The 12,201-nt window shown below is 73.7% G+C and carries 12 protein-coding genes; 6 read left to right on the top strand and 6 right to left on the bottom strand.

The window, feature by feature from the left end; all coding sequences use genetic code 11:
- Complete coding sequence (locus IE295_RS10495; protein WP_190063283.1) at positions 1 to 846, bottom strand: lysozyme; 846 nt, start codon at positions 844 to 846, stop codon at positions 1 to 3.
- 112 nt (positions 847 to 958) lie between these two features.
- Here IE295_RS10495 and IE295_RS10490 point away from each other — a divergent pair, with 112 nt between their 5' ends.
- On the top strand, positions 959 to 1,453 hold the full coding sequence (locus IE295_RS10490) for a MarR family winged helix-turn-helix transcriptional regulator (RefSeq protein WP_190063282.1): 495 nt from the start codon (positions 959 to 961) through the stop codon (positions 1,451 to 1,453).
- Positions 1,454 to 1,500: 47 nt separating this feature from the next.
- Here IE295_RS10490 and IE295_RS10485 read toward each other — a convergent pair whose 3' ends face one another.
- On the bottom strand, positions 1,501 to 2,274 hold the full coding sequence (locus IE295_RS10485; RefSeq protein WP_190063281.1) for a hypothetical protein: 774 nt from the start codon (positions 2,272 to 2,274) through the stop codon (positions 1,501 to 1,503).
- A 216-nt stretch (positions 2,275 to 2,490) separates the two neighbouring features.
- Between IE295_RS10485 and IE295_RS10480 the strand changes: the two genes are divergently transcribed.
- The 5 genes from IE295_RS10480 (at position 2,491) to IE295_RS10460 (ending at position 8,400) form a co-directional block, all read left to right on the top strand.
- The gene (locus IE295_RS10480) at positions 2,491 to 5,463 is read left to right on the top strand and encodes a nitrate- and nitrite sensing domain-containing protein (RefSeq protein WP_224323053.1); all 2,973 of its coding nucleotides are present in this window, start codon (positions 2,491 to 2,493) and stop codon (positions 5,461 to 5,463) included.
- 65 nt (positions 5,464 to 5,528) lie between these two features.
- Entirely contained in the window at positions 5,529 to 5,987 is a 459-nt protein-coding gene (locus tag IE295_RS10475) for a roadblock/LC7 domain-containing protein (protein WP_224323054.1), read from the top strand.
- Positions 5,984 to 6,451, top strand: a complete 468-nt coding sequence (locus IE295_RS10470; RefSeq protein ID WP_190063279.1) for a DUF742 domain-containing protein — start codon at positions 5,984 to 5,986, stop codon at positions 6,449 to 6,451. The genes IE295_RS10475 and IE295_RS10470 overlap by 4 nt, the downstream gene beginning before the upstream one ends.
- Entirely contained in the window at positions 6,432 to 7,112 is a 681-nt protein-coding gene (locus tag IE295_RS10465) for a GTP-binding protein (RefSeq protein WP_190063278.1), read from the top strand. The genes IE295_RS10470 and IE295_RS10465 overlap by 20 nt, the downstream gene beginning before the upstream one ends.
- A 25-nt stretch (positions 7,113 to 7,137) precedes the next feature.
- Positions 7,138 to 8,400 (top strand): styrene monooxygenase/indole monooxygenase family protein, encoded by a 1,263-nt coding sequence (locus IE295_RS10460; protein ID WP_190063277.1) that lies wholly within the window; start codon positions 7,138 to 7,140, stop codon positions 8,398 to 8,400.
- Positions 8,401 to 8,438: 38 nt separating this feature from the next.
- On the opposite strand, the gene IE295_RS10455 is transcribed toward IE295_RS10460, so the two are convergent.
- The 4 genes from IE295_RS10455 to IE295_RS10440 form a co-directional block, all read right to left on the bottom strand.
- Positions 8,439 to 9,074, bottom strand: coding sequence for a coiled-coil domain-containing protein (locus IE295_RS10455; RefSeq protein ID WP_190063276.1), 636 nt, complete (start codon positions 9,072 to 9,074; stop codon positions 8,439 to 8,441).
- 88 nt (positions 9,075 to 9,162) lie between these two features.
- A complete protein-coding gene (locus IE295_RS10450; protein ID WP_190063275.1) occupies positions 9,163 to 9,429 on the bottom strand; it encodes a DUF8847 domain-containing protein in 267 nt (88 codons plus the stop codon).
- A 66-nt stretch (positions 9,430 to 9,495) separates the two neighbouring features.
- Positions 9,496 to 10,992 carry a glycosyltransferase family 4 protein gene (locus tag IE295_RS10445; protein WP_190063274.1) on the bottom strand — a complete coding sequence of 499 codons (1,497 nt, stop codon included), beginning with the start codon at positions 10,990 to 10,992 and terminating at the stop codon, positions 9,496 to 9,498.
- A 14-nt stretch (positions 10,993 to 11,006) separates the two neighbouring features.
- Positions 11,007 to 12,149, bottom strand: a complete 1,143-nt coding sequence (locus IE295_RS10440) for a hypothetical protein (RefSeq protein ID WP_190063273.1) — start codon at positions 12,147 to 12,149, stop codon at positions 11,007 to 11,009.
- Positions 12,150 to 12,201 lie beyond the last annotated feature (52 nt).

The following is a 12,201-nucleotide window of genomic DNA, read 5'->3' as shown; positions in this document are numbered from 1 at the left end:
TCAGCCGTAGGCGAGGGACTTCAGGCGGTTGTACGTGCCGTTGAAGCGGTTGTGGTCACCGACGGTCGGGCCCGAGTCGGTGTACTGCCAGAAGGTGTAGAAGCCCCAGCCGGCCGGGAGCTCGCCGGAGGCGGAGCCGTAGCGCGGCATCCACAGCGGGTTCCAGTTGCCGAATCCGCTGTGGTTGCCGGTGCACTTCTTCCACCACGTGGTGGAGGTGTACAGCACCGCGTCGCGCCCGGTGCGCTCGCGGTAGGTGTCGAAGAAGTCCTCGATCCAGTCGATCAGGCGGCCGGCGGACATGCCGTAGCACTGGTTGCCGTAGGGGTTGTACTCCATGTCGAGCACGCCGGGCAGCGTCCTGCCGTCGCTCGACCAGCCGCCGCCGTGGTCGGTGAAGTAGTCGGCCTGCGCGGCGCCGCTGGAGCTGTCCGGGAGCGCGAAGTGGTACGCGCCGCGGATCATGCCCTCCCGGTATGCGCCGTTGTACTGCTGCGAGAAGTGGGGGTTGGTGTAGGTGGTGCCCTCACTGGCCTTGACGTAGGCGAACCGGGCGCCGCTGTTCCAGAGCTTCGACCAGGAGACGTTGCCGTTGTGGCTGCTGACGTCGACGCCCTCGACGTGGGCGAGCGCGGAGTTGCCGGGGAGTGCGCGCGCCGTCTCGTGGGCACGGATGGTGGAGCCCATCCAGTCCCGGTCGGGGTGGCCGGGGCGTCCTTCGCTCCCGGACGCCGCCGTGGCGGACGGGAGGGTGACGACCAGGGCGAGCGCGGTCAGCAGGGAGACGAGGTAGGCCGCCGTGGTGGGGGGTGTCCGGCGGCCCGGACCGGAGCGGTACACGGGCATGAGCTGCCTCCGAGACCAGGGTGGGGGGAGTGGGCGATACTGGCGGGGCCGCGGCGACGTGCCGCGGCCGCGGACATTTTTCAGTGGCTGAGAACGCAGGAGAGGGCCTCACGTGCACGAGACCAGTACGCCGTCCGGCGAGGGAGGCGGGCCGGGCCCGGGCGAGTGCACGGGAGTGGACCGGGCCTTCCTCGCCCTGGAGCGGGAGCTGTCGGTCTTCCTCCGCCGTGCCCGTGCCTCCTCCGGCGAGCTCGCGCGCCAGGTCCACCCGGACCTCGAGCCGGCGGCGTACGGCCTGCTCGTCCGGCTGGAGGAGGCCGGCCAGCAGCGGGCCACCGACCTCGCCGCGTACTTCGGCGTCGGCAAGGCCACGATGAGCCGTCAGCTGCGCGCCCTGTACGACCTCGGCCTCGTCGACCGCGAGCCCGACCCGGCCGACGGCCGGGCCTCCCTCGTCCAGATCACCGACGAGGGCCGGGCCCGCTTCACCCGGGTGCGCGACGCCCGGCGCACGCTCTACATGAGCAAGCTCGCCGACTGGGACCGCGCCGAGATCGCCGAGCTGGCCCGGCTGCTCCACCAGCTGAACGAGCGGGCGGAGGCGTAGCCGCGGCGCGGTGACGGGTCCGGCATTCGGACAAAGAGCGCATCTCATTACAATTCAGCGTAAAGGGCTGCCGCATCGTCATGGGGCTTGCCGCGCCGGAAGGACCGTCCGTCCGGGTCGGCCAGCTCCGCCTCGCGCACCCGCTCGATCAGCGCCCCCGGCCCCTCCTTCGCCAGCACCGAGAAGCACTCCCGCCAGCCGCCCTCCCGGAACACCTCCACCCAGCGGGCGGCGCCGTCGCTGAGCGCGCCCAGCGCTCGTACGTCCGTACGAGGAGTGGTGCCGGTGACCGCCCGGCCGGCCACGGCCGGGTCCGCGGCCGCCGTGAAGAAGCCGCCCTCGGCGTTGCGCTGGCCGTCCGTCACCGGGCCCAGGGCCGCCAGGCGGGCGATCCGGTCGTCGAGCACGGCCCGCACCGCGCCGCCCGGCCCCTCGATCAGCAGCGCGGAGTCCGACAGGACCAGGTGCTCCACCGCTCCCGCGTCCCAGCGCGCGAGGACGACGGTGGCCTGCGGGGTGCGCCGGTGGGACAGGTCGCAGACGTCCCGATGGGCGTCGGCGGTACGGGAGATGCCGGCCGACAGGCACTCCCGCAGCGTCATGTCGGGTCGTGAGGCGGCCAGTTCGAGCAGCGCGCCGCCGAGCCGCGCCGTGAACCACGGAACGCCGTGCGCGCACCCCGTCGCGCCGTCCGGCGGCGGCGTCACCCCGTCGAGCAGGACGAGGGCCCCGCCGTGGCCCGAGGCGGGCAGGGCGACCGACACGAAATCCTCGTTCGGGCGAAGCGAATCCCCGGGCTGAGTGGCCAGTTCGATGCGCATGCGACCAGTGTGCAGGATGCCCGAATTTCCCCACCCGTTGACGCGCATCCTTCCGGCGCGCCGGGCTGTTTACCTGAGTGGGCACTTGCCGGGGGGATGCGGTCGGTGCCACCAGCCAGGGGCCACCAGGGGTGGGACACGGACGACAGCAGATTGCGAGCACCGGTGCGGAAGAAGCGACTTCGCGGCGGCCAGCGCGAACAGCAGACATCGGGAGTGCCGGAGCGCACCGCCCGCGTACGCAACCGACTCATCGCCTCCGTCGCCGTCGTCTCCCTGACGGCCCTGGGCGCGGGCGCGTTCGGCATCTCCGACGCCATACGCGACCTCGGCGACTCCCGCCGCCTGGCCGCCCTCGCCACGACCGGCAGCGGTGCCGTCGCGCTCGCCCACTCCCTGGCCGACGAGCGCGACGCCATGACCGAGTACGCGGCCGCCGGGCGCGGCGGCGTGCCCGAGCCCGTCGGCGTGTCCGAGGACCGGCGCGCCCGCGTCGACCGCCAGATCGAGGAGCTCCGCACCACCGCGCCGCTCTCCCTGCAGCGCCGGCTCGACACGCTGCCCGAGGTGCGCCGCCGCGCCCTGGCCGGCACCGCCGACGCCCGGACGGTCTTCACCGCCTACACCGCCACCGTCCAGGCCCTCCACGCCACGGCCGCCTCCCTCGCCCACCGGCTGCCCTCGCGCGCCCGGTCCGACGAGGCGACGGCCCTGCCCGCGCTCGGCCGCGCCGTCGAGGAGGCCTCGGCCGGCCGCGGCCTGCTCCTGGCCGCGCTCGCCGCCCGCAGCACGCAGCCGCAGCTGACCGCCCTCGCCCAGGGGGCGGCCCTGCGGGAGCGGGCCGCGCTCGAGGAGTTCCGCCTGCTCGCCCCCGCCGCGCTGCGCGCCGAGTACGCCCGTACGGTCACCGGGGCGCAGGTCGCCGACGCCCAGGCCCGGCTGGACCGGCTCGCCGCCAAGCCGCAGGTCGCCGCCGCGGAGATCGAGCGGCCCGGTCCCGTGCGGGCCGCGCTCACCACCCGCCTCGACCACCTGCGCGACCTCGAATCCGGCCTCGCCACGGAGCAGATGGCCCGCCTGGCCGCCCTGCGCGACCACGACGCGACGGCCCTGGAGGTGCGCGGCACCCTCGCCGCGCTCTGCTTCCTCCTCGTGCTCGGCACCTGCGTCCAGTCCGCCCGCTCCGTCACCCGCCCGCTCGCCGCCCTGCGGGCCGGCGCCCGGCGGGTGTGCGCCGACCCCGTCACCAAGGAACCGGTCGCCTTCCGGGGCCGCGACGACGAATTCGCCGAGATCGCCCGCTCCGTCAACGTCCTGCACGGCACGGTCGTGCGCATGCGCGAGCGCATCGCCCTCCTCGAGGGCGAGCGCAACCGCCTGGACGTGGCCCGGCAGGACCTCGCGGACGAACGCGACGCGCTGCGCGGCCGGTTCCAGGAGCTCGACGAGCGGATGGCCGGGCTGTCCGGCCGGGTGCACTCCACCTTCGTCAGCCTCTCGCGGCGCACGCTGGGCCTCGTCGAGCGGCAGCTGACCGTCATCGAGTCCATGGAGGCCCACGAGGCGGACCCCGACCGCCTGGAGGTCCTCTTCAAGCTCGACCACCTCGCCACCCGGATGCGTCGCTTCAACGAGAACCTCCTCGTCCTCGCCGGCGCCGAGCAGAGCTGCGGGCACGCCGGGGCCGTCCCGCTGCTGGACGTCCTGCGGGCCGGCGTCAGCGAGATCGAGCGCTACGAACGCGTGCGCATCCACTCCCTCCCGGCCCGGGCGCAGGTCGCCGGCTTCGCCGCCGACGACGTCAGCCACCTGGTGGCCGAGCTGCTGGAGAACGCCACGGCCTTCTCCCCGCCGGACGTACAGGTGCAGGTCTGCGGCTGGCTGCTGGAGAACGGCGAGGTCATGCTCTCCGTCCAGGACGAGGGCATCGGCATGGCCCCCGAGCGGCTGGGCGAGCTCAACGCCCTGCTGGCGGAGGCCGACCCGGACCTGAGGCGGCCCGGCCACGGCGAGCAGGAGGAGCCCGTCATGGGGCTCGGCCTGTACATGGTCGCGCGGCTCGCCGCCCGGCACGGCGTCCGGGTGCAGCTGCGGGAGCAGCGGCCCGGCGGCATCACAGCCGTCGTCGTCCTGCCCGGCCACCTGCTGCCCGCCGAGCCCCCGGCCGTCAGCGACCCGGCCACCGCACCGCCGGTACCGGGCAGCGCGCGGACCATGCCGCACGCCGACCTGCCGGGCGCGGTCGCCGAGGCCAACTCCCATGCGCTCCCCGGCCGCCCGCAGCACCCCGTCCTGCCGGGCCAGCGGCGCTCCGGGCCCTGGGTCGAGCAGGACGAACAGACCATCCAGCTCACCACCGTGCGGCGAATCCCCGGCCCGGCCTGGCAGATGCCGGGCCCGGCGGCCGGGCAGCCCCTGACGGACGACGGCCCCGCCCCCGGGCGCCACGCCCGCCCGGGGGTGCCACCCCAGGCCACGCCCCGGCCGCACGCGTCGCGCGCATCGCATGTGACGCACGAGCCGAACAAGCCGCACGAGCCGCACGAGCCGCACGAACCCTACGAGTCGTACGACTCCTACGACTCCTACGAGTCCTACGGGGAGTTCGGGCAGTACGCCCCGGGACCCGTGGAGGCCGGGGCGGCCGGGGCAGCCGGGGGGACGCACGGGCAGGGGACGCACCCGGCGTCGTACGCCCGGACGCCCCAGCCGTCCCCGTACGCCCGGGCGCCGCAGCCGGAGCGGACGTCGGCGCAGGCACCGGCGCAGGCACCGGCGCGCACCCCGCGTGCGCAGCCCAGGCACGCGCCGGGCTCCCACGCCCAGACGCCCTACGCGCAGCCGTCGTACGCCCAGGCCCCGCGCCCCGAGCCGCTGCGCCCCCAGCCCCGCCCCGAGCCCGCCCCGGACGGGGCCGGCGAGGCGGGGCCCGGCCACGGCACGGGCCCGGCGCTGCCCAAGCGCACGCCCAGGGTCGTGGCTCGCACGCCCGTGCCGCTGAGCGTGCGGCAGGGCGTGGACGCCGAGGCGCTGCGGCGCAAGCTCGCCGGCTTCCAGCAGGGCGCGCGGGACGGACGCCGGGACTCCGAGGCGGAGTTGGCGGAGCTGGCGGAGCGTGATCGTGGTACTGATCGAAACCGAGCGGGGGCGCCGGACGAGGGCGGCACTGTCGAGGAGGCACGCGGTTGACTGCATATTCCCAGGGGGCGACGCCAGTAACCCCCACGCGCACCACTGGCGTCACTGTCTTCGGGTTGAGCGACGAGGCGCGCAATCTGCGCTGGCTGCTGTCGGACCTGGTCGAGGAGGTGCCGGGCGTGCTGTCCGTCGCCGTGGTCTCCTCCGACGGCCTGCTGCTGCTCTCCTCCACCGCGGAACACCCGGCCCCGCCACCGCCCCCCGGGGCCCCGGCCGGCCCGCGCGGTTCCACGGCCGACCTCGCCACCATCGTCGCCGGCCTGGGCAGCCTGACCACGGGCGCGGCGTCCCTGATGGACGGCGGAGCCGTCAAGCAGACCATGGTCGCGATGGACGGCGGCGGACTGTTCGTCATGACGATCAGCGACGGCTCGCTGCTCGGCGTCCGCACGGCCCCCGACTGCGACATGGGCGTCGTCGCCTACCACATGGCGCTCTTCGTGGGCCGGGCCGGACACGTCCTGACCCCCGAACTCCGCCGGGAGCTGCGGCAGTCGGTGGAGGCCGTCGGATGACCACGGCCGCGGCCGCCCCGCCCGCGCCCCGGCGCGTGCCCGCGCGGGCCAGGGCCGCCGTCCCGCGGCAGGGCGGCGGGCCGGCGATCCGCAGGAGCGCGCGCGTCCGCCCGTACTCGCTCACCGGCGGGCGGACCCGCTTCGGCCACGTGCTGCTCGTCGAGACCTTCGTGGGCGCCCCGGCCGCGTCGCCGGGCGCGGAGCCCGGGCCGGACGCGCCGGGGCCCGGCGGGCTGGCCTCCCGGGTCCTGCCCGAGGCCCGCGCCATCGTCGGGCTGTGCCGACGGCTGCGCTCGGTCGCCGAGGTGGCCGCGCTGCTGAAGATGCCGCTGGGCGTCGTACGGGTGCTGATCGGCGACCTGGCCGACCAGGGAAGGATCCGCGTCTACGGCTCCGGCCACACCCCCGGCCGGCCGGACCGCGCGCTGCTGGAAAGGGTGCTCAGTGGACTACGCAGACTCTGACACGTCCCCCCACGCGTCGGCGGGGGAGGAGGAGGGGGCCGCGAGCTGGCAGACGGACCTCTCCCGCGCCCCCGCCGCCACGAAGATCGTCATCGCGGGCGGCTTCGGCGTCGGCAAGACCACCTTCGTCGGATCGGTCTCCGAGATCACCCCGCTGCGGACCGAAGCCGTCATGACGTCGGCCGGCGAGGGCGTCGACGACCCGGCCGAGGTCCCGGGCAAGTCCACGACCACGGTCGCCATGGACTTCGGGCGGATCACCCTCGAGGCCGACCTGGTGCTCTACCTCTTCGGCACGCCCGGCCAGAAGCGGTTCTGGTTCATGTGGGACGACCTGGTGCGCGGGGCCATCGGCGCGGTCGTGATGGTCGACACCCGCCGCCTGACCGACTGCTTCCCCGCCCTCGACTACTTCGAGAGCGGCGGCCTGCCGTACGTCGTCGCCGTCAACCACTTCGAGGGCACGCCCCGCCACGAGGCGGAGGCGGTCCGCGAGGCGCTGGCGCTGGCCCCGGACGTCCCCGTCCTGATCATGGACGCCCGGCAGCGGATCAGCGTCGTCGAGACGCTGCTGACCCTCGTCGGGCGGGCCCTCGAGGTCTCACCGGGCCTTCCGGGAGCCCCGTCCGTACGTGCCGGCCACGGCGTCAACCCGGCGTAGTCACCCGATCGGAGGGGAACCCACCGTGCGACGGATCCTCATAGTCGGAGCCGGCCAGTCCGGGCTCCAGCTGGCCCTCGGCCTGCAGGCCAAGGGCTACGACGTCACCGTGATGTCGAACCGCACGCCGGAGGAGATCCGCACCGGGCGCGTGATGTCCACCCAGATCATGTTCCGCACGGCGCTGCGCTACGAGCGCGAGCTGGGCCTCAACTTCTGGGAGGCGCTCGCCCCGCGCGTCGAGGGCCTCGGCCTGTCCGTCGCCGGGACCCTGCCCGGGGTGCCCGGCGTGCAGCGGCTGATCGACTGGGTGGGCCGGCTCGAGGGGCCCGCCCAGTCCGTCGACCAGCGAGTGAAGATGGCCGGCTGGCTGGACACCTTCGCCGAACGCGGCGGCCGGCTCGTCATCCACTGCGCGACCGTCTCGGACCTGGACTTCCTCGCGCACCGCTACGACCTCGTGCTGGTCGCGGCGGGCAAGGGCGAGCTGGTGTCCCTCTTCCCCCGCGACACCGCCCGTTCCCCGTACGACACCCCGCAGCGCTCCCTCGCGCTCGCCTACGTCCACGGCCTGGGCCCCCGCGCCGAACACCCGGAGTACGACGCGGCCCGCTGCAACCTCGTCCCCGGCGCCGGCGAGCTGTGGGTCATCCCCACGCTCACCACCTCCGGTCGCGCCGACATCCTCTTCTGGGAGGGGATGCCCGGCGGCCCCCTCGACGTCTTCCGGCACGTCGACGGCCCCGGCGAGCACCTGGCCCGCACGCTGGAGCTGCTCGAGCGGTACGCCCCCTGGGAGTACGGCCGCGCCACCGCCGTCGAGCTCACCGACGCCCACGCCACCCTGGCCGGGCGCTACACCCCGACCGTCCGCGACCCCGTCGGACGGCTGCCCTCCGGCGGCCTGGCCCTGGGCGTCGGCGACGCCGTCGTCGTCAACGACCCGCTCACCGGCCAGGGCTCCAACTCCGCCGCAAAGTGCGCGGCCTCGTACCTCGCCTCGATCATCGAGCGCGGCGACGAGCCCTTCGACGCCGACTGGATGCGGATGGCCTTCGAGCGGTACTGGGCCTCGGCCCGGCACGTCACACGATGGACCAACGCCATGCTCGGCTCGCCGGCCCGGCACGTCCGCAGCCTGATCGCGGCGGCGGGCGGCCTGCAGCACGTGGCGGACCGCTTCGCCAACGGCTACGACGACCCCGCGGACTTCGAGGACTACTTCTTCGACGCGGCGAAGGCGGAGGCGTTCGTGGCGGAGGCGACGGCGGTGGCGGCAGCGGGCTGAGGGCCGGGGCGGCTGAGGGTCGGGGGCGGCGGGGTGGGCTACGCGCGCCGCTCGAGCCGGCGCAGCTCGGCGAGCTGCTCGCTGGTCACCGAGGCCAGCAGCCGCTCGACCTCGCCGAGCTGCTGCCGCGCCCGGTCGCGCTGCCGCTTGTGCGCGGTGGCGAGCGTCTGCTGGGAGTTGAGGGCGTCGCGCGCCCGGGAGGCGAGGGCGGCGGCGCGCCGCTCGCCGGACCGCAGCCGCTCGACGGTGCCCGCCCTGCGCTCGGCCGCGAGCGCGATCGCGTGGCCGCGCTCCGCGGCCTGCCGCGGGTCGGCGCCGAGCAGGAACTCCAGATAGGGGGAGAAGCCGCGGGCGCCCCGGTACTGCTCACGGGCGATCCGCCCCGCGGCGTCCCGCCCGGCCTGCAGCGCCAGCCGCGTGTCGGCCAGTTCCCTGGTCAGCCGCTCGGCCTCGGCCCGCTGCTTCCTGAGCTTCTTCCCGGTGGCCGTGTAGCTGTCGGTGGCCTCCTCGGCCTGCCGGTACAGCGCCCGCAGGCGCGTCAGCAGCGCGCTGACCGGCTGCTCGGGCGGCGCGGCGGGCGCCGCGCCGGCCGTCGGCGCGGGCACGGCGAGCACGGTGCTCGCCGCGAGCGCGGCGGCGCAGACGGCACGACCGAGACGACTGATGCACGGCATGAGGCCGATCGTGCCACGCCCGGTATGACTAATAGGCCCGATAAGCCCCGGAGCCGCCCCGTCGGCCCCGCGCGTCACCCGCGTGGAGTCAGCGGGACGACCACGGCCACCTGATCCGCGGCTCCGGCTCCCCCTCCGGGTCGTAGACGTACTTCCACCCCCTGGGCAGCCCCAGCCGGCGCGTGACCCCCGCCTGCACCCGCCGGTAGACGAGCACGGTGGGCGCCACCCCGCCCTCCGCCGCCGGCACGGGAATCCGGTAGACCTTCGGCGGCAACCCCGTATGCCCGAGCAGCACGGGCAGCACGCGCCCGTCCATGGGCCCGCCCTCGAAGGGCGTGTTCTCACTTCTCACCCCACCAGTCTCCGCCAGCCCCGCCCACGGACGCTCGCGGGGCGGGGCATGGACGGGGACAGGACGTCAGCGGCTGGGGCCCCTGCCCGGGCCCGGCTGGGTCGGAGGCAGATGGAACGGGCGGGGAGCGGGGGCGGGCCCAGGCCGGGTGGGCCGTGCCGCGTCCGCCTGGGCCGGAGGACGAACACCCGGAGAGGTCAGACTGGCCGCCCTGGCGAGGGCCGTTTGAGGACCGGGCGGCGCGGCCCGTGTCGCACCGGCCCGGTTCTCGCCGCCGAGCAGCTTTCCGTCCGGCCCCTGAACGGTGGCGAGCCGCTGCTGCGCCACGGGACCGCCCTGCCCCAGCCGGGTCTTCGGCGTCGTCTTCATGGCAGCCTCGACGAGGCACTGCCCCGCGTTGTCCCACGAGTAGGCCTTCAGCGCCTCGCGGAGCTCCTTGGCGTTCTCGCGACGCTGGGGGAGGTCGGCCTTCAGGTCGTTGATGGCCTTGGCCCATGCGCCGGGCCGTTGACCGGGGCCGGTCGGCTCGGGGACGATGCACGGCTTGCCGATCTTGGGGTCGATTCGGCTCTTGTCCCCGAGGAACTCGGCCGCACCGCTCTCCTGGTTGACGAGGATGGGAATGCCGTGGCCTGCCGCCTCCGTGGCAACCAGGCCGAAGCCCTCGTGCTTGGACGGCATGATGACGGCGTCGGCGGCGATGACGTCCTTTTTCAGCTCGTCGCCGTTGTCGGTGAAGGGCTTGACCGTGACGTTTTGAGCACCGCCCAACCTGTGCGCATCCCGCACGGCATCGGCGAGGGTCTCGGGGTCCGCGCCACGGATCGTGAGGTGTACCTCGACGCCTTCCTCGTTCAGCAGTTTCACCGCTCGCAGCGCGTCGTCGACGCCCTTCAGCGCGTCATCCGTGCGGCCCATGACGAGGAGGTTGAGTCTTCCGCCCTCGGGCCGGTGCCGCACGAGATCCTCGATCTTCGCACCTGGTATCAACTGATGTGAACTCGGCACATGCCGCCCGGTCGATGCCAGCCGCTCGGCCTCTGTGGTCAGCAGCGGCCCGACGCCGACCACCACGTCGGACCGCTCCATCACCTGGCGCTCGGCCGTGGCATCCCGCAATGCCTTTTCCTTGGCCTTCTCCGGTTCGTTCGGGAGCTTGACCTCCGGGAGCCGCTCCGGGCTGGTGTGCAGAAAATGCGCGACCCGTGCGTCCGGATACCAGCGATCCCGCAATTCGGTCGCGGCCGGGCCGGAGAATCGGGAGTGGCCGATGATCAGATCGAACGGACGCTGCTGGGGATCCGGCAGCCCGAGGCTCCGGGGATCCTGGGCGGCATGCTGAGCAAGCCAGTCCCGAAATTCCACATCCTTGCCGGGACGCTCGGGCGTTGTGACGATCCGAGCGCCCTCGTGCGGCATGGTATCGGGCTTCGCGGTAAACAGCGTCACGTCATGCTGCTTGGCGAGAGCCTCGGTGAGGTGCTGATTGAAAACGGGGATTCCGCCCCCGCCCATACCGCTGATGTCGGAGACGACGAGTATGCGGTAGCGATTGTTCTCCACAGCCTGTCTTCCCGTCAGAAGCCGACGTGGTCGCGCATTTCGCGGCCGAATTCTTCGCGGACGAACTGGCCGAACTCGTATGCGCTGTAGTGAATGAGGCCCGACTGCCGGCCCGGGTAGTGCCGGGCTGCGAACTCATCCAGGAGCTCGGCGAAGACGAGAGCCCTGGTGGCCGACAGTGCCACGTCCTTCTCGCCACGGTCCGGATAGAACTGCCGCTGGTACTCCTCGGGCGTCCACGGAGAGGGCCCCTTGGCGAACGCCCTGCGCCAGGCCGCAGCCTCCTCGGCGAAGGACGTCGGGCGTGGACCGGATGCGTCGGCATCGAGCCCCACAACACCATGACGGGCCGGGTCGATCTGTTCGTACTGCTCCCGCCAGGCCGGTGCGGGTCGGCCGGCCAGCAGCTCTCGGACGTCAGCGGCCGCCTTGCAGACCGAGATCCTGAGCGAGAAATCGGCCGAGGCCTTTTTCTCCTCCACGGTCGGCACCGTCTCCGCCGCCGGCCACGCCGCGCGGCGTAGTGCCTCGAGCCTGGTCTCGAGACCGGGCAGATCCGTGAATCGGTGAGGAACCGGCGTAATCCACGGGGCAGCACCAGGAATGGGTGTCGGGACCGTGAGGCCCAGTGGCGCGCGCAGAGCGTCTGCGGCCTCATGGGCCACCGCGCTCAGCTCGGCGGCCTCCGGCCCCAGGGAGATTCCCGGCCGTCCGGGAGCCACCCGGAAGAAGAGTTCGTGGAAAATGCCGGTCATCAGGAAATGGCGCGCTCGGGGCACCACGACACACGCGCCCGGTTCCATGTAGAAGTCGGGGGACGGCGTCATGCGCTCGACGAGAAAGCCGGGGTCTGCCGCGAGCCGCTGTCGCCAGTCCTGTACGGCCTCGTGAAAGGGGAGCGGCCGGTCCACGGCCCCCGGTGCGCGCCGCGAGATCAAGTGCCTCGAGGGGTCGGAAACCTCACCCTGCCCGGGTGCGCCCAGGCTTGCGTCGGCCTCGAGCAGAACCTGCTCGAGGGCCTGCCATGCCTCTCGCCGGGCCGCCGGCCACTGCGAATCCTCCTGGCGCCACGCCGGGTATTCCTGCGCCCAGAGCATCCGAGCCGATGCCGAGTAGAGCCGCTCGTACGCATCCGCCAAAGCCGTTTGTTCGCTCACGCGTTCTTCTCCAAAATGATCAAAAAGTGACCGGTCGTCAGGCTATTACGTC

Source organism: Streptomyces griseocarneus, assembly GCF_014655595.1.
Lineage (GTDB): Bacteria > Actinomycetota > Actinomycetes > Streptomycetales > Streptomycetaceae > Streptomyces > Streptomyces griseocarneus.
The sequence above is the reverse complement of the archived record's forward strand: the minus strand, read 5'-3'. Positions and strand labels throughout refer to the sequence as shown.

Bases quoted from the DNA above. Each gene is read 5' to 3' on its own strand.
- IE295_RS10495 (WP_190063283.1), bottom strand. From the start codon at position 846: ATGCCCGTGTACCGCTCCGGTCCGGGCCGCCGGACACCCCCCACCACG.
- IE295_RS10485 (WP_190063281.1), bottom strand. From the start codon at position 2,274: ATGCGCATCGAACTGGCCACTCAGCCCGGGGATTCGCTTCGCCCGAAC.
- IE295_RS10470 (WP_190063279.1), top strand. From the start codon at position 5,984: ATGACCACGGCCGCGGCCGCCCCGCCCGCGCCCCGGCGCGTGCCCGCG.
- IE295_RS10455 (WP_190063276.1), bottom strand. From the start codon at position 9,074: ATGCCGTGCATCAGTCGTCTCGGTCGTGCCGTCTGCGCCGCCGCGCTC.